Genomic DNA, 21251 nt, shown 5'->3' on the forward strand with positions numbered 1-21251 from the left:
GCGTGCCGCCCGGTGGCGAGGCCCGCCCCGGCGCCAAGGCCCCGCGCGCGCGCCGCGAACTGAGCGAGGAAGAACTCGAACTCGCCGACCAGATGGTGCTCACGCAGGACCGCGCCGCGATCGTGCTCAACAAGCCGCCGGGCCTCGCCACGCAGGGCGGCTCGGGCACCAAGCAGCACGTCGACGGACTGCTCGACGCCTATGCCTCGGACGGACCGCGTCCGCGGCTTGTCCACCGGCTCGACAAGGACACCTCCGGCGTGCTGCTGATCGCGCGCACGCCGGGCAGCGCGGCCTATTTCTCCAAGCGCTTCTCGGGCCGCTCGGCAAAGAAGATCTACTGGGCGCTGGTCATCGGCGTTCCCTCGATCGAGGACGGCATGATCGAACTGCCGCTCGCCAAGCAGCCGGGCACCGGCGGCGAGAAGATGCACGTCGATGAAGAGAACGGCCAGAGCGCGCGCACCCGCTACCGCGTGATCGATCGGGCGGGCAACCGCGCCGCCTGGGTCGAACTGCACCCGCTGACCGGACGCACGCACCAGTTGCGCGTGCACATGGCCGCGATCGGCCACCCGATCGTGGGCGATGGCAAGTACGGCGGGCAGGATGCGTTCCTGTCCGGCTCGATCAGCCGCAAGATGCACCTGCACGCACGCCGCCTGATCATCGAGCACCCCGACGGCGCCCCGCTCGACGTGACCGCCCCCCTGCCCGAGCATTTCGCCAACTCGATGGAAAGCCTGGGCTTCGACGAGGACGACGGCGCCGAACTGGCGCCTTCCGCGCCCGAGCTGACCAAGGCCGACGAAAAGCGCGCCGCCAAGCAGCATTCCAAGCAGATGCGCAAGGAGCGCCGCGGCGAACGCCGTTCGCGCGGCGGCGAGGCCGTGCCCGCGCGCGGTGGCGCGAAGGGCAAGTCCGGCGGCAAGAACTTTGGCGACAAGCCCTTCGGCCGCAGCGCCGCCCCCAAGAAGTCCGGCCCCAAGAAGGGCAAGGGCAGCCCGGTGCCCGCGGCCAAGAGCCGCAACGGCGGCGGCGCCCCCAAGGGCGGCGGCGTATCCGGTCCGCGCCCCTCGGCGCCGCGCGGCAAGCGCTGAGGACGATCGGGCGATGAAACTGGCCGTGTTCGATTGCGACGGCACGCTGATCGACGGTCAGGCCGCGATCTGCGAGGCGATGGAGGCGACCTTCGCCCAGTTCGCCCTGCCCGCGCCCACCCGCACGGCCATCCGCCGCGCGGTCGGGCTATCGCTGCCGCAGGCGATGCGCCAGCTCCTGCCCGAAAGCGACGAAGCGCAGCAGGAGGCGATGGCGCAGGCCTACAAGGCCGCGTTCCGTCAGGCGCGTAGCGAGGGCCGCGTTTCGCAGCCACTGTTCGAAGGCATCGGCGAAGTCCTCCACGCGCTCAAGGACGCTGGCTGGACGCTCGCCGTTGCCACCGGCATGTCCGACCGGGGCCTTGCCTTCTGCCTCGCCGACAACGGCATCGCCGCGCTGTTCGACAGCCTCCAGACCGCCGACCGCCACCCGTCCAAGCCGCACCCCGCGATGCTCGAACAGGCGCTATTCGAGACCGGCGCACAGGCCAGCGAAGCGGTGATGATCGGCGATACCGCCTACGACATGGCGATGGGGCGCAACGCCTTCGTGCGCGCGATCGGGGTCGACTGGGGCTATCATCACCCGCGCGAACTGCTCGAAGCCGGGGCCGAATGGGTCGCCGAAACGCCCGAAGGCCTGCGCGCCTATCTGCTGCGATGAGCACGCCGCGATGAAACCACCCGAAAGAGATCCCGCCGCCGCGCGCTTCTTCGCACTGCAACTGGCGCGCATCGGCGGCATCGCCCTGATCGTGCTGGGCATCGTCATCACCCAGGGCACCGCCCTGCCCGCCGTGCCCGATACGATCGGCTACGCGCTGATGGGCGCAGGCCTCATCGACACCCTTTTCGTCCCCCGCCTGCTCGCCCGCCGCTGGCGCAGCCGCGACACCGAGTGAACCTGGACTGCCCGTGAAGCGCTTTTACAAGACCGTCACCATCGCCCCGGCCGCAACCGGCTCCGAAGAAGGCTGGTGCGTCCAGCTCGACGCACGCCCGATCAAGACCGCCGGCGGCCGCCCGCAAGTGGTCCCCACCCGTGCGCTGGCCGAAGCACTGGCCGCCGAATGGGAAGCCCAGGGCGAGGAAATCGATCCGCGCGACTTCGTGACGCGCGACCTGGTCGACTTCGCACTCGATGCCGTGGCGCCTGATACGGCGGGCGCAATCGCCGAAATCCTGCCCTACGCCGACACCGACACGCTGTGCTACCGCGCCGATCCCGAGGAGGCGATCTACAAGCGCCAGCTCGCCATCTGGGAGCCGCTGCTGAGCGAGACCGAAGCGCGCCTCGGCGTGCGCTTTGCGCGTGTCTCGGGCATCCTGCACCGTGCGCATCCCGACGAAACGCTGGCGCGGATCAAGGCCGAGCTCGACGGGCTCGATCCCGTAACGCTCGCCGCGCTGCGTATGCTCGCCAGCCTTGCCGCCTCGCTCGTCATCGCGCTCGCGGCGCTGCGCGAGGACGCTGATGCGCAGGGCCTGTGGCGGGCCGCCAACCTCGAAGAGGACTGGCAGGTCGAGCTATGGGGCGAGGACGCCGAGGCCGCGCAGAACCGTCAGGCCCGCTTCGAGGCCTTCCAGCTGGCGATGCGCGTCGCACGCCTTGCCCGCGCCTGACACACCGCAACGCGGCTTGACGTTCCAGGCACNCCGAGGCCGCGCAGAACCGTCAGGCCCGCTTCGAGGCCTTCCAGCTGGCGATGCGCGTCGCACGCCTTGCCCGCGCCTGACACACCGCAACGCGGCTTGACGTTCCAGGCACGCACGCACGAGCGAGCGCCCGTTGGCCCGAATGCATCGCCGCCTACGACCTCGAAAAGCGCAACCGCAGCATCATCAGCTTCGAGCGCAGCGTCATGCGCCTCCTGTTCGGATAGACCGAACCGCGCCGCTCCTTTTCTTCGGCCCAGAAAAAAGCCCGCCCCGGCGATGCCGGGACGGGCCTCCTTCTTGAGCTAGGTAGGCCGCTTGGCCGATCAGAAGGTCGTGCCGACCGCGATCAGGCCTTCGTGACGGCTGTAGTCCGACGAGTAGTTCGAATAGCGGTACTCGGCCTTGACGAAGAGCGACTTGGTGATGTCGTACTGGTAGCCCGCGCCGACGCGGAAGCCGTCGAGGCTGCGGTGCGCGCCCAGGTGGGTAAAGCCGGTGCCGTCCAGAGCATCGCTCAGCGAAGCCGAGCTGTAGGTCGCACCGACGCGGGTGTTGGCGTAGCCGCCCAGAACATAGACCTTGTTGCGTTCACCGATACGGGTGCCAACGCGAACCACCGCAGCGAGATCACGCTCCGCTTCGAGGCACGCACGGTCACCGGTTTCGTATACGTTGTGCGAGCACGAGCGCGCGGTGCTGTCGTCGTAGCTGCCCTGCACGCCAACGAACATGCCGCCGGGAATTTCGTAGTCGTAACCAGCGGAGACACCGTAGTCGAAACCGGCCTTGGCATCGCCACCCTGCTGCGCGACGTCGAGGCCGCTCTCAACCTGCACATAGGCCTGCGCATTGGCGATGGCGGGAACCGCGAACAGCGCTGCACCCGCAGCGAGAAGAGCAATCTTCTGCATTTCAAACTCCTGAAAAATAAGGCGAGCCGACTAGTGACCGGCTGGCGCTGGTCCCCTACGCCCCTGCCGCAGCGAGGCAACTGCGCAGCGTGCAATTGCGCCGGACGCACGGCGCAACTGTGTCCTTTGGATCACAGCGCGCCATGGGGAAAAATTCGAAGGAAGCGCGCAAACCCGGCGCTCGCCAGGCTATCGCGAAAAAACACAACGAAGCGTTTCATTTTTTTGTCATAAAGCCCTTTAAATCCAAGAAAGGGGCCCCATGGATTTCACATTACTGCACCATTCGTATACATAACTGCAATCTTGCAAGACTCGCAATCGCGCCGGCCACGCCGCTTTGCGACTCGTTCCAGGATGCCGTGATGCGCCCGCATCCGCCTCCTGAAACGCCAGAGCGGCCGACCTGATTGCATCAGATCGACCGCTCTGGACTTATGTTTTGACGCATTTCCTGAACCGTCGGACGGTTCCGCCTGACGGAAAAATGCTCCGTGCGCCTTGTGCCGTCAGTCCTCTCCGGCGCGAAAGGCGTCGTACATGGGCGGGCGGTGCAGGCAGTCCTCGAAACGGAACGGGCGCAGGGTAAGCGGCGCAACACGGGCGGCCTGCGGATGTTCAGCGTTAAGCAGCACGACATCGGCTTCGGGCAACACCGCCGAGCGCAGAGCAAGCAGCAGTGAGCGCCGCGATGCCACCCAGCGGTCGACTTCGCCCTTACGGCGCGTTCCTTCGAAATCGCTGTCGAGATCGCCGCCCAGCCGCTCGGCCTCTGCGTCGACCTCGGTCCAGCCCAAAGCGTAACCCGGCCCCGCCGGATCGCCGCTGACACGATCGCGGCTGGCCAGATCGCGCCCGGCCAGCCAGTACCGCGCGGCGATCAGCACCGCGAGCCCCGGTTCACTGGCAAGACTGACGATCGCATGGCCCGCAGAAAAGTAGCGCCCGCCATGCAGCCGCGCGCCCGCACCGTCGAGCGCGGCGCGATCCGCCCGCACGAGCCGCCACAGCTTCACCGCCAGCGCCTCGTAAACCGGCCCAGGCGCAAGGCTCGCGCCAGCCCCGGCGCAGCCTGCGTCAGCCCTGGCTCTTCACCCACGTCGCGACCTCGTTTGCCACGGTGTTCGCCGCGCTGTTGAGCGCGGGGCCGACCGCCGGCCCCTTGGGCTCCACGTTGTCGACCACCGCCTCGAAGCGCTTGCGGCGGATTTCCGGGTTGTCGCGCTGGGTAATCACCGCATCGAAGCGCACCACCACCGCATGGCGCGGCGCGTCGTAGCCCATCTCGAGCAGCCGCCCGCCGACGAAGGTCTTGCCGGTCACCTCGTAGTCGCCGCCTTCAAGCACCAGCCCGCCGGTGTCGGCGCGGATCGTCTCGGCGAGCAGCGAGCGCATCAGCCGGGTTGGCTTTTCCACCCAGCCCGCGCCCTTGAGGTATGCGAGGCTCGACGCGTCGACCCGCACCGGCACGCGCAGCACGTCGAGGCTGCGGTCCGCATCGGGATCGAGCACGACGATCGCATCGGCCAGCTTGCCATCGCTCACCGTGCCCGCGGGCGCGCTCTTTTCCGGGCTCAGCCGGATCAGCGTGTCGGGAGTCTTGGGCGCCAGGCTGATGCAGCCCGAAAGCCCCAGGCCCAGGGCGGCCACGGCAAGGCCGCTGCGCAGCGCGCGGGCCAGCGGAGAGGTGCGGTCTTGGTTGGTCATCGTCATCGGTGTCCTTGCCCGCCTCAGGGCTTGTAATCGGGCAGCTTCTGCCCCTTGAGCAGCGCGCCGGCGCCCTGTTCGTCGATCTTCTCGGTCACGTTGCGCAGCGCCTTGCTCGTCGCGCGCAGATCGCGGATCGCAGCTTCGGCGGCCGGAAGCGTGGTCTGCGAGACCTGATCGAGCGCGGGCTGGGCGTGGGCCATGGTGGTGTTGAGCTGGTCCATCGAATCCTGCGCGGACTTGAGCGTCTTGCGCAGCTGATCGGCCAGCGAGGAGCCCTTCGTACCGAGCAGGTCGTCGGCCTTGTCAGCCACGCCTTCGAACGCGGCGAGCGTCTTGGTCGCCTGATCCAGCGTGCCCTGCAGTTCCTCGAGCGTGCCACGGATCTGCGGGGTCGCCTGCGAAAGATCGCGGGTCATCTTGTCGGTATTGGCCAGGATGCCGGTGATCGAGCGGCGGTTTTCCTCGGACATCAGCTGGTTGAGGTTCTCGGTCAGCGTGGCAAGACGCTCCATCAAAAGCGGCGCGTTGGCGAGCACTTCGGAGAAGCTGCCGCGCTTGGTCGGGATCACCGGATAGCCTTCCGGCCCCGGCTCCTTGAGCAGCGGAGCGCCTTTGACCGCACCTTCGAGCTGGATGTCCGAAACGCCGGTGAAACTGCCCTGGATGGTCGCTGTGGTGCCGATCGTCACCGGAACGCGTTCGGCCACCTTGACGCGCACGCGCACGAAGCTGGGGTCCTTGGGCCACAGTTCGATCTGCGAGACCTGGCCCACGGGCACGCCCGAGAAGTTCACTTCCGAACCCAAGGCAAGCCCGTCGACCGACTGGCGAAAGAAGATGTCGTACTGGTTCTGGTCGTGCTGGTTGAGCCGCGCCAGCCAGACGACGAAGCCCGCCGCGAGCGCGAGCAGCAAGAGCGTGATGGCTCCGACCCAGACGTGATTGGCTTTGGTTTCCATCGTTTCGCCTTATGCCCCCGTTTGCCGGGAATTGTCACTGTGCGCGGTGGCCGGGACGGCGCACTCGGCGTTCACCTGCGCGGCGGCGTCGAGCTTGGGATCGCCCTTGGCCACCAGCGCCGCGCGTCCGCGCGGACCGTTGAAGTATTCCTGAATCCAGGGATGATCGAGCGCGAGCAGTTCGGGGATCGTGCCGACCGCGATCACCTTCTTGTCCGCCAGCACCGCGACCCTGTCGCAGATCGCGTAGAGCGTGTCGAGGTCATGGGTGATGAGGAACACGGTAAGCCCCAGCGTTTCCTTCAGTTCGCGCGTGAGATTGTCGAACGCGGCCGCGCCGATCGGGTCGAGCCCTGCGGTCGGTTCATCGAGGAACAGCAGTTCGGGATCGAGCGCCAGCGCGCGCGCCAGCCCGGCGCGCTTCTTCATGCCGCCCGAAAGCTCGCTCGGATACTTGAAGGCGGCTTCATCGGGCAGACCCGATAGGCGCACCTTGAAGCGGGCGATGTCCTGACGCAGCGTATCGGAGATTTCCGGGTAGAACTGCTTGAGCGGCACTTCCACATTCTCGCCCACGGTCAGCGTGGAAAACAGCGCACCGCCCTGGAACAGTACGCCCCAGCGCGAGCGAATGTCGATGTCATCCTCTTCGCTGGGGTGCGTCATGTTGCGGCCGAGCACCTCGATATCGCCCGAGGTCGGGGTCTGCAGCCCGATGATCGAGCGCATCAAGACCGATTTGCCGGTCCCCGAGCCGCCCACCACGCCGAGCACTTCGCCCTTGCGCACCTTGAGGTCGAGCCCGTCGTGTATCCGATGATCGCCAAAGGCGTTGGTGAGCCCTTCGACCCGGATCGGGTATTCGCCCTCGTAATCGTTCGAAAGGTCGGTCATTTCCAGCCGATCTCCGTGAAGAAGACCGCGAAGAAGGCGTCGAGCACGATCACCGTGAAGATCGCGGTGACCACGGCCTGCGTGGTGCGCGTGCCCACTTCCTCGGCGTTGCCCGAAACCCGCATCCCCTGGTAGCACCCCGCGAGCGCCACGATCAGCGCGAAGACCGGCGCCTTGATGAACCCGATCCACACGTCGGTGATCGGCACGACTTCCTGCGTGCGGCGCAGGAAGGTGAAGAAGGGAATCGAGAGCGCGAAGTTCGAGATGAACGCACCGCCGATGATCGAGCACACCGCCGAATAGAAGCCGAGCAGCGGCATCATGACCATCGCCGCCAGCACGCGCGGCACCACCAGCGCTTCCATCGGCGAAACGCCGATCGTGCGCATCGCATCGACTTCCTCGGTCAGCTTCATCGTGCCGATCTGCGCCGCAAAGGCCGAACCCGACCGTCCCGCGACCATGATCGCGGTCATCAGCACGCCCAGTTCGCGCATCGACAGGCGCCCGGTGAGGTTGATGGTGTAGATTTCCGCGCCGAACTGCGCGAGCTGCACCGCCCCCTGCTGCGCGATGACGATGCCGATGAGGAAGCTCATCAGCCCCACGATCCACAGCGCGTTGACCCCAACGTGCTGCATGTGGTGCACCAGCGCCTTGCCACGAAAGCGCGTCGGATGGAGGATCAGTGTTCCGAACGTCGCGATAAGGCTGCCAAGGAACCCCAGCATCTGGAGGAAGCCGTTGCCCCAGCCCACCACCAGCGTCCCCAGTTCGGACAGGGTTCGGGTAACGAAGGGCGTGGGCACGGGTTCGGGCGCGGGGTCCTCCACGTCACCGATCGCGCCAAACAGGCGTTCGGCCTGCTCGTTCGCGCCGCTGACCTCGAGCCCGCGCTTGCGCGCGCTTTCGAGCACCAGCCAGGCGCCGGTCGTATCGATATCGGTCACGCCCGACAGGTCGATGCGCGAATAGTCACCGCCAAGGGCGTTCAGCCGCGCGTCGAGATCACCCAGCGACGAGACGCGCAGCGCCCCGCTCAGCGCCAGAACCGGCGCTGCACCATCGTCGCTTTCCGACACCGTAAAATCTGCCCATTGTCTCATGCGCGCTCGTAATGGGGAATAATCCCTTCCCCGGCAAGAAGTTCCATGGCTGCGACCAATTGCATTGCTGACCTACCTTAGTATGCCCTTGCGGCAAAACCGTGGCAGGGTGCGCACCACGCGCGTGGCAGGTTTACCGCCGCCGTCAATTGCAAAGCCCAACTGTCCGCTTGCGCAAGGCCCGAGCCGCTGGCAAAGCGCGGCGCCATGACTGACACTTCGCCCGCGCCCCATTCGTCCGCGCCCGAAAGCGCCCTCGACAAGACCTTCGATCCCGCCGCGATCGAGGCCAAGTGGTATGCCCACTGGGAAGAGAACGGCTGCTTCCGGCCCGAACGGCCCGATGCGGCGCCCTTCACCATCGTCAACCCGCCGCCCAACGTCACGGGCTCGCTGCACATCGGTCACGCGCTCGACAACACGCTGCAGGACATCGTGATCCGCCACGAGCGGCTCAAGGGCAAGGACGCGCTGTGGGTCGTGGGCACCGACCATGCGGGTATCGCAACGCAGATGGTGGTCGAGCGCCAGATGGAAGCGCGTCAGGACAAGCGCACCAATTACACCCGCGACGCCTTCGTCGAAAAGGTGTGGGAATGGAAGGCGCAAAGCGGCGGCGCGATCACCCGCCAGCTGCGCCGTCTGGGCTGTTCGATGGACTGGTCGCGCGAGCAGTTCACGATGGACCCGCATTTCACGCAGGCCGTGCTCAAGGTCTTCGTCACGCTCTACAAAGAAGGTCTGATCTACCGCGACAAGCGGCTGGTCAACTGGGACCCCAAGCTCAAGACCGCGATCTCCGACCTCGAAGTCGAGACGCGCGAGGTCAAGGGCGGCTTCTGGCACTTCAAGTACCCGCTGGCCGATGGCGTGACGCGCGATGACGGGCTCGACTACATCGAGGTCGCCACCACCCGCCCCGAAACGATGCTGGCCGACATGGCGGTGGCCGTGAACGCCGAGGACGCGCGCTACAAGTCGGTCATCGGCAAGGAGATCCTCCAGCCGATCACCGGACGCCGCTTTCGGATCGTGGCCGACGAGCACGCCGATCCCGAACTGGGTTCGGGTGCGGTGAAGATCACGCCGGGCCATGACTTCAACGACTTCGAAGTGGGCAAGCGCGCCGGTTTCAAGGCGAGCGAAATGCTCAACATGTTCGACGCCGACGCCAACGTGGTGCAGACCGCCGACGGCCTCGTGCCCGAAAAGTACCTCGGCATGGAGCGCTTCGCCGCGCGCGCGGCGATCGTTGCCGAAATGAAGGAATTGGGCTTCCTCATCCCCCACGTCGTCACCACGACGAACAAGGACGGCGAGACCGAGACGGTCGAGCACGACGCCGAGCCGCGCACGATCCAGACGCCGTTCGGCGATCGCGGCGGCGTGGTGATCGAGCCCTGGCTGACCGACCAGTGGTACGTCGATGCAGCCACCCTCGCCCAGCCCGCGATCGCGGCGGTGCGCGAGGGCGCGATCGAGGTCGTCCCCAAGACATGGGAAAAGACCTATTTCAACTGGATGGAGAACATCCAACCCTGGTGTGTCTCGCGCCAGCTGTGGTGGGGCCATCGCATTCCGGCGTGGTACACCCCCGACGGCGAGGTCTTCGTGGCCGAAACCGAGGAAGAGGCACAGGCACAGGCCGGCAACAAGCCGCTGACCCGCGACGAGGACGTGCTCGACACGTGGTTCTCCTCGGCGCTGTGGCCCTTCGCCACGCTCGGCTGGCCCGAGCAGACCGAGCTGCTGGCCAAGCACTACCCCAACGACCTGTTGATCTCGGGCTTCGACATCCTGTTCTTCTGGTGCGCACGCATGGCGATGCAGGGCATTCACTTCATGGACGACGTGCCGTGGAAGAAGCTGTACCTCCACGGCCTCGTGCGCGCCGCCGATGGCGCGAAGATGTCCAAGTCGAAGGGCAACGTGGTCGATCCGCTCGGCCTCATCGACCAGTACGGCGCCGACGCGCTGCGCTTCTTCATGGCCGCGATGGAAAGCCAGGGCCGCGACATCAAGATGGACGACAAGCGCGTCGAGGGCTACCGAAACTTCGCCACGAAGCTGTGGAACGCGGCGCGTTTCTGCCAGTCGAACGGGGTCGTCGCGTCCACCAGCGTGGCCGCGCCCAAGGCGACTTCGGCGGTCAACCGCTGGATCATCGGCGAAGTGGTCGACACCGTCGCCGAGCTTGACAAGGCGATGGCCGACCTGCGCTTCGATGCCGCCGCCAACGCGATCTACCACTTCGTATGGGACAATTTCTGCGACTGGTACATCGAACTGGTCAAAGGCAACTTCGATGCGGAAACGCAAGCTGTCGCAGGCTGGGTGCTCGACCAGATCCTCGTCATGCTCCACCCCTTCATGCCCTTCGTCACCGAAGAGCTGTGGAGCAAGATGGGCACGCGCGAGGCCGAACTGATCCTCGCCAAGTGGCCCGAGCCCGAAGCCTCGGTCGATAGCGCCGCCAAGGCCGAAGTCGAATGGCTGATCGCGCTCATCGGCAACCTGCGCGCGGCCAAGGCGGAACTGGGCATCGCGCCCGGCGCGCGCCTCACCGCCTACATCGCCGAGGTGACAGAGGCGACCCGGGCCATCATCGAAGCCAACGCCACGGTGATCGACCGCCTTGCCCGGCTCGATGCCATCCACTTCGCCGCCGCCCCCGCAGGGCCGGTGCTGCAAGTGGGCGCAGGCGATGCGATGCTGGCCATCCCGCTTGAGGGCGTGATCGACATCGCGGCCGAAAAGGCGCGCCTCGAAAAGGCGCTCGCCACCTCGCAGAAGGAAGCCAAGTCGCTCGAAGGGCGCCTCTCGAACCCCAAGTTCGTCGAGAAGGCCAAGCCCGAAGCGGTCGAAAAGGCGCGCGCCGACCACGCCATGCACGCCGCCGAGGCCGCCCGCCTCGCCGCCGCGCTGGAGCGTCTGGGGTAAGGTTCAAGAGACACAAGAAGGCCCGCGAAGCATTTTTCCCGCTTCGCGGGCCTTTTTCGTTTGCAGATGAGGTAAGGGATTCAAGGGATTTGCCATCCCTTGACCCGGCAGACTGTCGAGCGCACGTTCGTCCGCTACCACGGCTTGCTCGACGACAGGTACAAGGCGTGCGGCCTTGCATTTGTGCGGGCAGGCGATAGGCGAAGAAGCATGATGGACATTCCCTGGGATCAGCCCGCGACGCTCATCGATCTCGACGGCAAGACGCCGGTGATCGGCACTTTCCTCGAATGCGTGATGCACTTCTCGCTGTTCAAGCCCTTTGCCAAGGAACAGGCGCGCATCCTGCTCACCCGCCCGGTGTTCAAGCCCGGCCGCAAGACCCGCGCCTGGATCCTCAACCCGGATGAGATCGAACTTCTGGTCGAACGGATGCGCAACGAACGCAGCAGCGCGAACTAGGTCGCCGGACTTGGCCAAGGCGGCGTTGAGCCGAAAATCGGGTGAAAGGACACCGAGGTGACGGCGCTCGATCCGCCAACCGCTTTGCCCGTCGCCTCGGCCGAACCATCCTCCGATGTCATCGAAGTGATCGGCAAGCGCACCAACGATACGCCCGAAATCGACCGGCGCAGCTACCAGATCCGCGAGACGCCCCAGTCGGCACAGAAGGACGCGCTGCAGCTTCTGCGCGGGCTTCCCGCGGTGACCGTCACGCCCGATGACCGGCTGCTCGTGCTCGGTGCGGCCATCACCCGGCTCTATGTCGACGGGCGTCCGTTCCTCGGCGACATCGGGCAATACCTGCACACCCTGCACGGCAGCGACATCGCGCGGATCGAGGTGATCACCAACCCCTCGGCGCAGTTTTCGTCCGAAGGCGCGGGCGGCGTCATCAACCTCATCCTGCGCAAGACCGGGCAGGAAGGCGTCTCGGGCAACGCCAGCTACGAAGCGAACAGCTGGGGTTACGCGCTGGTCGACACGACCATCAACGCCAAGGCCGGCGACTGGACCTACCAGCTCAAGGCCTCGGCCAATGTCGGGCGGATGCTGCGACGAACCCTCGACGAAACGCGCCGCGTGGGCGCGCAGGCAAGCGCGACCGCCAACCGCGAAAGCGGGCTCACCACCTATGACGGCGGCGACGGGCGCGTTACCGCCAAGGTCACGCACGACCTCGATGCCCACACCACCCTCTCCGCGCAGGCACGGCTGGGCGGCGGGCACGACATCACGGTCAACGCGCTCGATTTCACCGCGCTGACCGACGATTTCGAGCCCTTTTCGCAGCACACCCGGCTCGACAGCCATGGCGCCTTCCTCGACGGGCAAGTCGCCCTCGCCCACACCGGCACGATCAAGGGCGAGGCGCTCAACGCCAGCGTGCAGGCGTTCAAGAGCACCCGGCTCCACGACGTCACCCGCGCGCGCTACAGCGACGGGCGCTGGTATCGCATCGCGCGCGATCATCCCGCCCGCTCGCTCGACGCCAAGCTCGACTGGAAGCACCCGATGGGGAGCGGGCAGATGCTCTCCACCGGCGCGTCCTTCCATGTCGACGCGCTCGACGAGGATTACGCCTTTACCAGCAACGATGCCGCAACGCTGGGCGCGGATACCCGCAACGCCTACGCCGCGCGCAGCCGCACGCTGGCGGCTTACGCCACGTTCCAGCAGGCCATCGGCCGCCTGACGCTGGCACCGGGCCTGCGCGGGGAAACCAACGCGCGCCGGATCACCAGCCCGGACGAAGAGACCGTGCAGCTCGACCGCACGCGCCTGTTCCCGAGCTTTCACGCCAGCTTTGAGGCCAGCAAGGCGCTGCGCCTCCAGGCCAGCTACTCGAGGCGGATCGAGCGCGTGCCGCTCGAATACCTCGCCTCCTATGGCACGCTCGAGGATGCCTATACGCGCTTCGAAGGCAATCCCGCGCTCAAGGACGAGAGCATCGATTCCTACGAACTGGGCATCCAGCTGCGCCCCGGTCCTCTCGAGGCGAGCGCCACGCTCTACTGGCGCCGCACCAGCCAGCTGTGGAGCGAGAGCTACACGCTCAACAGCGCCGGGACGAGCGTCTATACCTACGTCAACGCCGGAAACAGCACGAGCGCGGGCGGCCAGCTCGACCTCGGCCTGCCGCTGACAGGCCGGCTCAAACTGAACGCCAGCGCCAACCTGTTCGACGAAAGCACGCCGCTCGATACGGCAGGCGGCGCGCAGAGGCTCCATACCTTGCGCTATACCACCAATGGCACGCTCGAATGGTCCACCCGGGAACGCGGCGCGACGCCGGGGGACGTGGCGCAAGTGCAATGGTCGTGGAACAGCGCCGCGCGCGAATACCAGATCCGCAAGGGCGCCTGGTTCGATGCCAGCCTTGCCTACACGCACAGCGTTTCGCCTTCGATGGCGCTGACCGGGACCTTGCGCTATTCGGGCACCACCCGCGAGCGCCTCGTCACCCCGCTGCTGGACGAGGACACCGCGCGCCAACGCAGCCCCCGCGTGCAGATAAAGCTCTACAAGACCTTTTAGTTTTCCGGCCCCTCCTTCCCGGACAGCGCATCCCACCGCGCCCAGTCGATCGCGCGCCCCGGATAGGCGACGTTCGCAAAAGGCCACTTTTGGGCGATCCAGCCCTGAACGAAGGCGTAGAGCTGTGCATCGAAGCCCGCGTCGTATTCGGCCTTGGTCACCCACAGGCGAACCACAGCGTCGTAACCGGGAACGCGGCTGGGCTGGACGTAGATGCAGCCGCGCTCGCGCTTGCCATCGGGCGTGAGCACCGAATAGGCGAACGACGTGCGCGCCTTGAACCGTTCGGCCTCGCTGGTCATGTCCGCGATGGTGTCGGCATCGGTAATCCCCGCATGCGGCCAGCTGGTCGAGCGGCTGAAGGTCTTTTGCAGGTGTTCGACCGAGGCCATGTAGGCTTCGTAGTCAATCCGCGCGAGCTTTGGCCCCAGCGGAACGATCGTGAAGTGCGCGGTTTCAACGCGGGTGGGCACCCTGAAGTCCGCCGGGACGAGCGGGCGCGCGGGCGTCGAGTGGGCGGGCTCCTGCGCCAGCGCTGAACCCGAGACCGGCCCCGCAAGCGCCAGTACCGCCAGTACCATCGCGGCCAACCCGCTGCCTGCTTTCGTGAATCCGGCCATGCCCTGCTCCCTGTGCCCTGCCGCCGCCCGCCTGCGCGACGGCACCGGCCTTTTATCACAACTTGGCAAAATGGTAATACCAAGCCAGCCGACGCAAAACCATTTCCCGCCGCGCGCCAAACCGACCCCCTTCACCGCGACGCCCGACAGCACCCGAATTTTCCTGGCCCGAATTTTCTTGCAAAACCGCGCAAAAGGGCCTTTGGGCGGCGCCTCGCGGTTTTGGCTCCGGACAGGGGCAACCGTATCGCCCCGCCCTTTTTGCAGCTAGACCGGACACCATGCTCACGCTTGCCACCACCACGCCGGGGGAACCCGAAATCTTCGCCTCGCTTCAGGGCGAAGGCGCGAGCGTGGGCAGGCCGAGCACTTTCGTGCGCCTCTCGCGCTGCAACCTTGCCTGCCACTGGTGCGACACCGCCTACACCTGGCGCTTCACCGGCGACAACCGCCCGCACACCGACGACCTGGCCTTCCCCCGCGAGGACAATCAGGTAAAGCTGAATGAGGCCGAGGTCGCCGCGCGCGTCGCCGCGCTCGCGCCCGACCGGCTCGTGCTGACCGGCGGCGAGCCGCTGCTCCAGGGCGCGGCGCTTGCCCGCATGGTCACAGCGCTCAAGGCGCTGCGTCCCGAATTCCACGTCGAGATCGAAACCAACGGTTCGGTTGCCGCGCCCGCGGCGCTCGATCCGCTGATCGACCAGTTCAACGTCAGTCCCAAGCTCGCGCACAGCGGCAACCCGGCCAGCCTCGCGCTCGTCCCCGAACGCCTTGCCGCCTACGCCGCCGACCCGCGTGCCTTCTTCAAGTTCGTGATTGCCGAGGCGAGCGACGTTGCGCAGGTCCTCGACCTCGTGGCCACCCACGCGATCGCGCCCGGGCGCGTCTACCTCATGCCCGAGGGACGCGACAGCGCGACGCTGTGGAGCCGCGCGCGCTGGATGGGCGATCTGTGCGCGGCAAACGGTTTCAATTTCACCGACCGGCTTCACATTCACCTCTGGGGCGATACACGGGGAACCTGACGGGTTCTTTTGCCGAACGCGTTGTTTGGGGGACACGATGAACGAAGCCGCGCCGATACCCGAAGGCGAATGGGAACCGGGTGAGGAAACTGCCCACCCGCCCGTGCCAGCCGGCGGCAAGGACGCCGCGCGGCGCGGCGACCTGACGCAGGGGCCGATCCTCAAGACGCTGCTGCTGTTCTCGATCCCGATGCTGATCTCGAACGTGCTCCAGACGCTCAACGGCTCGGTCAACGCGATCTGGGTCGGCCGGCTGATCGGCGAAAGCGCGCTCGCCGCCACCGCCAACGCCAACGTCATCATGTTCCTGCTGATCGCGGCGGTGTTCGGCTTCTCGATGGCCACCACGGTGCGCGTGGGCCAGTTCTTCGGCGCGCGCGACATCGACGCGGCGCGGCGCACCTTCGGCAGCGGCGTGGGTTTCTGCATGGGCATCGCAGCGCTGACCGGGATCGTCGGCTGGATCTTTGCGGCGCCCCTGCTCGACCTCATGAGCACGCCCGATGCCAGCAAGATCGAGGCGCTCGACTACTTGCGCGTGGTGTTCATCACGCTGCCGCTCGGTGCGGTCTCGATGATGGTTTCGATGGCCATGCGCGGCGCGGGCGATGCGCGCACGCCGCTTTACGCGATGATCCTCGTCGTCGCGCTCGACATTGTGCTCAACCCGCTGCTCATCATCGGCCCCGGCCCGATCCCGACGCTGGGGATCACGGGGTCTGCCATGTCGACCGCCTTTGCCAATTCGGGCGGGCTCGCCTTTCTCGTCTGGCGGATCTACCGCCAGGACCTGCCGATGCGCCTGCGCGGCCCAGAACTGGGCTACCTGATCCCGCGCCGCGAAGAGCTGCGCTACATCGTCACCAAGGGCCTGCCGATGGGCGCGCAGATCCTGCTGGTTTCTTCTGCAAGCCTCATCATGATCGGCCTCGTCAACCGCGAAGGGCTCAACACCTCGGCCGCCTATGGCGCTTCGCTGCAATTGTGGAACTACCTCCAGATGCCCGCCTTCGCGATGGGCAGCGCGGTCAGCGCGATGGTTGCGCAGGCGCTCGGAGCAGGCAACCACCGGCGCGTGAGCGCGGTCGCCAACGTGGGCATGGCCACCAACTTCGCGCTGACGAGCGTGATGGCCGCGGTCCTCGTCGCCTTCGACCATCCGCTTCTGGCGCTGTTCCTGGGCGGCGACAGTCCGGCAATGCCGATCGCGCAGCACATGCAGCTGGTGTGCACCGCGTCTTACGTCATCATCTCGATCACGATGATCATCCAGGGCACGCTGCGCGCCTACGGGGTGGTGCTGGCCCCGCTCGTCATCATGTTCCTGGGGCTCTATCCGGGGCGCCTGGGCTTCTACCACCTGGCCTATCCGCTGATCGGCAGCGAGGCGCTGTGGTGGGCCTTCCCGGTCGGCTCGCTGATTACCGTGGTGCTCGCGGTCGCCTACTACCGCCTCGCCAACTGGGGCAAGAGCCGCTGATCCGACCCGGCGCCGGGGCGCCGGGCGGACAGGTGCCGGGCGGGCGGCAGGCCGCTATCAGCGTCCCTGCGCGCGCCAGCGCTGGACGGTGCGCGCGACCATCTCCTCCTCGCCGCCCGACTGGCTCCACAGTTCGGTGAACGAGGGGTCGGCCGAGGCCGGGCGCTTGTATTCCTCCAGATCGTCGAAGCGCACGCGCATCGGGATCGCGGTGCCCTCGCCGCAGATGATGCATTCGCGGTTGCGCAGCGCCGGGATCGCATCGAGGAACCCGCGCGCGCCTTCGGGCATCGCGGCGCGCACGAACGCCTGATCGCGTTCGTTGTTGAGGCGCATCGAAAGGATCGTGCCACACTGCGAAAGCACGCCTTCGGCAAGGTCGGAGGGACGCTGGGTGATGAGCCCGAGCGAAACGCCGTACTTGCGCCCTTCCTTGGCGATGCGCGAAAGGATGCGCCCGACCGAGGAACCATCGGCGTTCTTCTCGTTGGGCACGTAGCGGTGCGCTTCCTCGCAGACCAGCAGGATCGGGCGGGTCGTCTCCTCGCGCGCCCAGACCGCGAAATCGAACACCAGCCGCGAGAGCACGGCGACGACCGTGCTGGTGATCTCGGTCGGCACGCCCGACACGTCGATGATCGAGATCGGCCGCCCGCGCGAGGGCAGGCGGAACAGCTTGCCGATGAAGTCGACCATGGTGTCGCCCACCAGCATGCCAGAGAACATGAACTGGTAGCGCGGATCGCTCTTGAGCTCGTCGAGGCGGTTGCGGATACGCAGGTACGGCGCGCTCGAATGGCCCTTGTCGAGCTTGCCCATCGCGTTGTTGAGCACGCTCGAGAGGTCGGAAAGCAGGTAGGGGATCGGCGAATCGACCGTGATCTTGCCCAGTTGATCGGCCAGCCGGTTGCGCGATCGCGCCTCGAGCAGCGCGCGCGAGAGCACTTCGGAATCGAGCTGGCGATCGTCCCCGCGCGAGGTCAGCAGGATTTCGCAGTGTTCCTCGAAGTTCATCAGCCAATAAGGCATCTGCAGGTTCGAAACATCGAGGATGACGCCTGTGTTGCGGAACGCGGCAGCGTATTCGCCGTGCGGGTCGACCATGATGATATGGCCTTCGGGCGCGTGCTCGCAGATGCGGTGCAGGATCAGCGCCGCGCTGGTCGACTTGCCCGTGCCGGTCGAACCGAGCAGCGCGAAGTGCTTGCCAAGCAGCGCGTCGATGTAGAGCCCCGCGCGGATGTCACGCGTGGGAAATACCTTGCCCACCGCGATGCTCGCGCGCCCGTCGCTGGCGTAGATCTGCTGGAGGTCCTGGCTGGTCGCGGGATAGACCGGCGCGCCGGGAATGGGATAGGCGGTAACACCGCGGCGAAAGCCGTAGATACGCCCGGTCAGACGCTCTTCCTCGCCCTCGCCGAGGAAATCGACGTCGGCACGAATGCCGCCGGTGACCGAATGATCCTGCTGCTGGTTGCGCACGCTGGCCAGCAGCCAGCCATTGCCCACGCGCACCTTGACCTGGCTGCCGACCTGCCCCGAAATCGCCACCGAAGGATCGGCATCGCCCGAAAGCTGCACGAGTTTCTCGATGTCGAGGGCGATGCGGCTACCCGCGCCGCCGATGTCGAGAATGACGCCGATCGGCTCGCGCGCGCCGCTCGATGCCACTGGTTCGGGACGATCGCGCGGGTCAATTACCGCCCCCTCGTGCCTTGCGCCAAGCCCCTCCATCCGCATCTGATTCATCACGCGTGCAATTCCATTCCGACCCAAACTTATGTCAGTTCAGCCTAAATGGATTGCCGTTAATTTAAGCCTAAGCTCCCGATTTTCCACGCAAGGGCGAACCACCCCTGGCGCCGCCTCAGACCAGCGCGAAAAGCCGGCCGGCCAGCCATCCCATGCCGATCGAGATGAACACCGCCAGGAGGCCGTAAGCCAGCCCGTAGTTTTCCGAGAAATTGGCGATCGCCCGCTCGATCCCCAGCTTGCGCACTTCGACATCGCTGCTGGCCGAGGCCACCACGCGGCCATCGGCGATGGCAAAGGTTTCAGCGGTGTACTTGCCCGTGGGAACTTGCGAGGGCAGGCGGATGCGCGCCTGGTAGAGCACCTGTTCGCTCACGCTCACGCCGCCCTCATCCTCGCGGTAGAGCCCGGCGTCGCGGTTGCGTTCGACGAGACCCGCGGCAAAGCGCGCCTGCTCTTCGGGATCGATCGCACCGATCGGGGAAAGCTGGAGCCACTTGAGCCCCAGCTCGTAGATCGCGGCGGTCTTTTCATCGACAATCTGGTCGATCGGCCGGGTCGAGGCGACCGCGTAGTACGACGGCGCGGAGCGAAACTCGGTGCTTGCCGCGTTGACCCAGATGCCGGCGATCTTCTGCTTTTCGCGCAGCACGATCGATTGCGTCGGCCCCTTAAGCACGACGACGATGTCATAGTCCTGTGCCGCGCGCGAGCCTTCGGGGGTGAGCACCGCGCCGAACAGGAGGAGGTCGGTGCCGTTGAAGCCCTGCTGCAGATCGATGGTGTGCTGCGAGACTTCGGTCACCAGGATCGGATCGCGCGCCCCGCCCAGCATAACCAGCGCCGTCAGCCCCAGCAGCCCATGGACCAGCCGCTTCACGGTGCGCTTCACAGCGGCGCCAGCGTGTAGATGCTGTCGGGCATGTAGGTCAGCCCCAGCGCCATGCGCGCGGCGACCAGCAGAACGATGATCGCCAGCACCAGCCGCAGCTTCACCGGGCTGCTCTTCTGCGCGAACTGCGAGCCGACCTGCGCGCCGGTGACCGAACCGAACAGCAGCAGCGAGGCCAGCACGATGTCCACCGCCTGGGTGGTGAGTGCGTGCATCATCGTCGTCGCGATGGTGGTGAACAGGATCTGCCACAAGGACGTGCCGACCACGACATTGGCGCTCATACCCAGCACGTAAAGCATCACCGGAACGAGGATGAAACCGCCGCCGATGCCCATCAGCATCGTCAGGATACCCACCCCGCAGCCCAGCAGCAGCGGCGCCAGCGGCGAGATGTAGAGGCCCGAGCGGTAGAAGCGCCAGCGCATCGGCAGACTGGCGACCATCGGGTGGTGGCGACGCTTCTTCGCGGCGATCTTGTGCCCGCTGCGCTCGGCCCGGATGGCCTGGATGCTCTCACGCGCCATCAGCGAACCGATCGAGCCGAGCAGCACGACGTAAAGAATGCTGATGACCGTATCGATCTGGCCGATCTGTTCGAGCAGGCGGAACAGCAGCGCGCCGATCCCGGTGCCCACGATGCCGCCCGCGACCATGACCGTGCCCATCTTGTAATCGACCCCGCCGCGCCGCGACTGGAAGAAGACCCCCGAAACGCTCGCCCCGGTAACCTGGCTCGCGGCCGAAGCCGCCGCCACCGTGGGGGGAATGCCATAGAAAATCATCAGCGGCGTCGTCAGGAAGCCACCACCCACGCCGAACATGCCCGACAGGATTCCGGTCAGTGCGCCAAGACCAACGATGATCAGGCCGTTGACCGAGAGATTCGCGATGGGAAGATAGACGTCCATGCTGTCTTTCTCGCTACCGCAGGCAGCCCGACGTGAAAAGCCGCTTATGGCGCTTTCGCGTTCAGAAACCTGCGGAAAGCGTCACCGCCGGTCCCGAACCCGGCTCGGCATCGCCGGCCACGCGAAACCGCCAGTCGAGCCCGAGCCGCCCGTAGCGCTGCTTGCCGAGCGGCATCGTCACCGCCGCCGATGGTCCGGCATCGAACCGCGCCACACCCTTTTGCGCCCCGCCCCACACCCCGGCGCCGAGCCGCGCGCGGACCTGACCCAGGCTCGCCACCTCGCGATCGACCCGCGCCTGTCCGTCGGCAAAGGCCGTCGCGTACTTGCCCGCGACATAGCCGCCCTGCCCGTAAGCCTCGAGACGAAGCCCACGCCCCAGTTCGATCGGAGGCAGTTCGCTGACCGCCAGGGCCACCGGCTGGACGCGGTTGCCCCCCGTCCCGCTCGTCAGCCGCCCTTCGGCCGCGGCGACGATCGGCAGCGTGGCGATCGGGCGCAGCGAGAGCCCCATCGCCGCCGTCGCCTGCGAGGCCCCGCCCAGCGTGGACGTGCTGCGCAGATAGGCGGTCGGCAGATAGGCGCTGCGCGGCGCGATGCGGTAGCGCACGATGGCGCCCGACTGGCTGGCCCCGTAGGTCGCCGGGTAGGCGCCCGACCCAAGCACTCCGCCGGTGCCCGAGCGGATCAGCGCCCAGGCGTCGGCCGACCAGCGGCGCGGCGCGGACGACGAGGCGGATGACGAGGCGGC

At 66.7% G+C, this 21251-nt stretch carries 20 protein-coding genes and 1 pseudogene; 10 read left to right on the forward strand and 11 right to left on the reverse strand.

What is annotated here, in order from left to right; all coding sequences use genetic code 11:
* The 4 genes from MTR62_RS14440 to MTR62_RS14455 all read left to right on the forward strand — a co-directional run.
* Positions 1-1100 (forward strand): RluA family pseudouridine synthase (locus tag MTR62_RS14440; protein WP_244022148.1); only part of this gene is annotated, 1100 nt, incomplete at its 5' end.
* A gap of 13 nt (positions 1101-1113) precedes the next feature.
* Complete coding sequence (locus MTR62_RS14445) at positions 1114-1764, forward strand: HAD-IA family hydrolase (RefSeq protein ID WP_244022151.1); 651 nt, start codon at positions 1114-1116, stop codon at positions 1762-1764.
* 10 nt (positions 1765-1774) lie between these two features.
* The gene (locus MTR62_RS14450; RefSeq protein ID WP_244022160.1) at positions 1775-2002 is read left to right on the forward strand and encodes a hypothetical protein; all 228 of its coding nucleotides are present in this window, start codon (positions 1775-1777) and stop codon (positions 2000-2002) included.
* A 13-nt stretch (positions 2003-2015) separates the two neighbouring features.
* Positions 2016-2723, forward strand: a complete 708-nt coding sequence (locus tag MTR62_RS14455) for an ATP12 family chaperone protein (protein ID WP_244022162.1) — start codon at positions 2016-2018, stop codon at positions 2721-2723.
* Positions 2724-3082: 359 nt separating this feature from the next.
* Here MTR62_RS14455 and MTR62_RS14460 read toward each other — a convergent pair whose 3' ends face one another.
* Entirely contained in the window at positions 3083-3670 is a 588-nt protein-coding gene (locus tag MTR62_RS14460; protein WP_244022163.1) for an outer membrane protein, read from the reverse strand.
* A gap of 143 nt (positions 3671-3813) precedes the next feature.
* Between MTR62_RS14460 and MTR62_RS14465 the strand changes: the two genes are divergently transcribed.
* Complete coding sequence (locus MTR62_RS14465; RefSeq protein ID WP_244022165.1) at positions 3814-4080, forward strand: hypothetical protein; 267 nt, start codon at positions 3814-3816, stop codon at positions 4078-4080.
* A 99-nt stretch (positions 4081-4179) separates the two neighbouring features.
* On the opposite strand, the gene MTR62_RS14470 is transcribed toward MTR62_RS14465, so the two are convergent.
* The 5 genes from MTR62_RS14470 to MTR62_RS14490 all read right to left on the reverse strand — a co-directional run bounded on the left by MTR62_RS14470 (position 4180) and on the right by MTR62_RS14490 (position 8342).
* Positions 4180-4686 carry an RES family NAD+ phosphorylase gene (locus tag MTR62_RS14470; protein WP_244022166.1) on the reverse strand — a complete coding sequence of 169 codons (507 nt, stop codon included), beginning with the start codon at positions 4684-4686 and terminating at the stop codon, positions 4180-4182.
* A 61-nt stretch (positions 4687-4747) separates the two neighbouring features.
* Positions 4748-5377, reverse strand: coding sequence for an ABC-type transport auxiliary lipoprotein family protein (locus MTR62_RS14475; protein WP_244022169.1), 630 nt, complete (start codon positions 5375-5377; stop codon positions 4748-4750).
* 23 nt (positions 5378-5400) lie between these two features.
* Positions 5401-6339, reverse strand: a complete 939-nt coding sequence (locus MTR62_RS14480; protein WP_244022171.1) for an MlaD family protein — start codon at positions 6337-6339, stop codon at positions 5401-5403.
* A gap of 9 nt (positions 6340-6348) precedes the next feature.
* Positions 6349-7233, reverse strand: a complete 885-nt coding sequence (locus tag MTR62_RS14485; protein WP_244022173.1) for an ABC transporter ATP-binding protein — start codon at positions 7231-7233, stop codon at positions 6349-6351.
* Positions 7230-8342, reverse strand: a complete 1113-nt coding sequence (locus tag MTR62_RS14490; RefSeq protein WP_244022175.1) for an ABC transporter permease — start codon at positions 8340-8342, stop codon at positions 7230-7232. Before MTR62_RS14490 ends, MTR62_RS14485 begins: the two co-directional genes overlap by 4 nt.
* A gap of 207 nt (positions 8343-8549) precedes the next feature.
* On the opposite strand from MTR62_RS14490, the gene MTR62_RS14495 reads away from it, so the two are divergent.
* The 3 genes from MTR62_RS14495 (at position 8550) to MTR62_RS14505 (ending at position 13820) form a co-directional block, all read left to right on the forward strand.
* Positions 8550-11282 carry a valine--tRNA ligase gene (locus MTR62_RS14495; protein WP_244022177.1) on the forward strand — a complete coding sequence of 911 codons (2733 nt, stop codon included), beginning with the start codon at positions 8550-8552 and terminating at the stop codon, positions 11280-11282.
* A 210-nt stretch (positions 11283-11492) separates the two neighbouring features.
* Complete coding sequence (locus tag MTR62_RS14500) at positions 11493-11744, forward strand: hypothetical protein (RefSeq protein WP_244022179.1); 252 nt, start codon at positions 11493-11495, stop codon at positions 11742-11744.
* A 57-nt stretch (positions 11745-11801) separates the two neighbouring features.
* Entirely contained in the window at positions 11802-13820 is a 2019-nt protein-coding gene (locus MTR62_RS14505; RefSeq protein WP_244022181.1) for a TonB-dependent receptor, read from the forward strand.
* Here the strand turns inward: MTR62_RS14505 and MTR62_RS14510 are convergent.
* A complete protein-coding gene (locus tag MTR62_RS14510) occupies positions 13817-14440 on the reverse strand; it encodes a twin-arginine translocation pathway signal protein (protein WP_244022183.1) in 624 nt (207 codons plus the stop codon). The genes MTR62_RS14505 and MTR62_RS14510 overlap by 4 nt on opposite strands.
* A 281-nt stretch (positions 14441-14721) precedes the next feature.
* Between MTR62_RS14510 and MTR62_RS14515 the strand changes: the two genes are divergently transcribed.
* Positions 14722-15465: a 7-carboxy-7-deazaguanine synthase QueE gene (locus MTR62_RS14515; protein ID WP_244022185.1), complete on the forward strand. Its 744-nt coding sequence runs from the start codon at positions 14722-14724 to the stop codon at positions 15463-15465.
* A gap of 37 nt (positions 15466-15502) precedes the next feature.
* Positions 15503-16945, forward strand: coding sequence for an MATE family efflux transporter (locus MTR62_RS14520; protein ID WP_244022187.1), 1443 nt, complete (start codon positions 15503-15505; stop codon positions 16943-16945).
* 57 nt (positions 16946-17002) lie between these two features.
* On the opposite strand, the gene MTR62_RS14525 is transcribed toward MTR62_RS14520, so the two are convergent.
* From MTR62_RS14525 to MTR62_RS14540, 4 genes and pseudogenes are all read right to left on the reverse strand, one after another.
* Entirely contained in the window at positions 17003-18694 is a 1692-nt protein-coding gene (locus MTR62_RS14525) for an ATP-binding protein (protein WP_244022191.1), read from the reverse strand.
* A 118-nt stretch (positions 18695-18812) separates the two neighbouring features.
* Positions 18813-19532: a TIGR02186 family protein gene (locus tag MTR62_RS14530; RefSeq protein ID WP_268739875.1), complete on the reverse strand. Its 720-nt coding sequence runs from the start codon at positions 19530-19532 to the stop codon at positions 18813-18815.
* A 53-nt stretch (positions 19533-19585) separates the two neighbouring features.
* On the reverse strand, positions 19586-20500 hold the full coding sequence (locus tag MTR62_RS14535; RefSeq protein WP_244022189.1) for a sulfite exporter TauE/SafE family protein: 915 nt from the start codon (positions 20498-20500) through the stop codon (positions 19586-19588).
* A 61-nt stretch (positions 20501-20561) separates the two neighbouring features.
* Positions 20562-21251, reverse strand: a pseudogene (locus MTR62_RS14540) (hypothetical protein); the annotation flags it as partial.

The sequence above is a fragment of the Novosphingobium organovorum genome (genome assembly GCF_022832435.1).
Lineage (GTDB): Bacteria > Pseudomonadota > Alphaproteobacteria > Sphingomonadales > Sphingomonadaceae > Novosphingobium > Novosphingobium organovorum.

Bases quoted from the DNA above. Each gene is read 5' to 3' on its own strand.
- MTR62_RS14445 (WP_244022151.1), top strand. From the start codon at position 1,114: ATGAAACTGGCCGTGTTCGATTGCGACGGCACGCTGATCGACGGTCAG.
- MTR62_RS14450 (WP_244022160.1), top strand. From the start codon at position 1,775: ATGAAACCACCCGAAAGAGATCCCGCCGCCGCGCGCTTCTTCGCACTG.
- MTR62_RS14460 (WP_244022163.1), bottom strand. From the start codon at position 3,670: ATGCAGAAGATTGCTCTTCTCGCTGCGGGTGCAGCGCTGTTCGCGGTT.
- MTR62_RS14465 (WP_244022165.1), top strand. From the start codon at position 3,814: ATGGGGAAAAATTCGAAGGAAGCGCGCAAACCCGGCGCTCGCCAGGCT.
- MTR62_RS14475 (WP_244022169.1), bottom strand. From the start codon at position 5,377: ATGACCAACCAAGACCGCACCTCTCCGCTGGCCCGCGCGCTGCGCAGC.
- MTR62_RS14480 (WP_244022171.1), bottom strand. From the start codon at position 6,339: ATGGAAACCAAAGCCAATCACGTCTGGGTCGGAGCCATCACGCTCTTG.
- MTR62_RS14485 (WP_244022173.1), bottom strand. From the start codon at position 7,233: ATGACCGACCTTTCGAACGATTACGAGGGCGAATACCCGATCCGGGTC.
- MTR62_RS14490 (WP_244022175.1), bottom strand. From the start codon at position 8,342: ATGAGACAATGGGCAGATTTTACGGTGTCGGAAAGCGACGATGGTGCA.
- MTR62_RS14495 (WP_244022177.1), top strand. From the start codon at position 8,550: ATGACTGACACTTCGCCCGCGCCCCATTCGTCCGCGCCCGAAAGCGCC.
- MTR62_RS14500 (WP_244022179.1), top strand. From the start codon at position 11,493: ATGATGGACATTCCCTGGGATCAGCCCGCGACGCTCATCGATCTCGAC.
- MTR62_RS14510 (WP_244022183.1), bottom strand. From the start codon at position 14,440: ATGGCCGGATTCACGAAAGCAGGCAGCGGGTTGGCCGCGATGGTACTG.
- MTR62_RS14515 (WP_244022185.1), top strand. From the start codon at position 14,722: ATGCTCACGCTTGCCACCACCACGCCGGGGGAACCCGAAATCTTCGCC.
- MTR62_RS14520 (WP_244022187.1), top strand. From the start codon at position 15,503: ATGAACGAAGCCGCGCCGATACCCGAAGGCGAATGGGAACCGGGTGAG.
- MTR62_RS14525 (WP_244022191.1), bottom strand. From the start codon at position 18,694: ATGAATCAGATGCGGATGGAGGGGCTTGGCGCAAGGCACGAGGGGGCG.
- MTR62_RS14530 (WP_268739875.1), bottom strand. From the start codon at position 19,532: ATGCTGGGCGGGGCGCGCGATCCGATCCTGGTGACCGAAGTCTCGCAG.
- MTR62_RS14535 (WP_244022189.1), bottom strand. From the start codon at position 20,500: ATGGACGTCTATCTTCCCATCGCGAATCTCTCGGTCAACGGCCTGATC.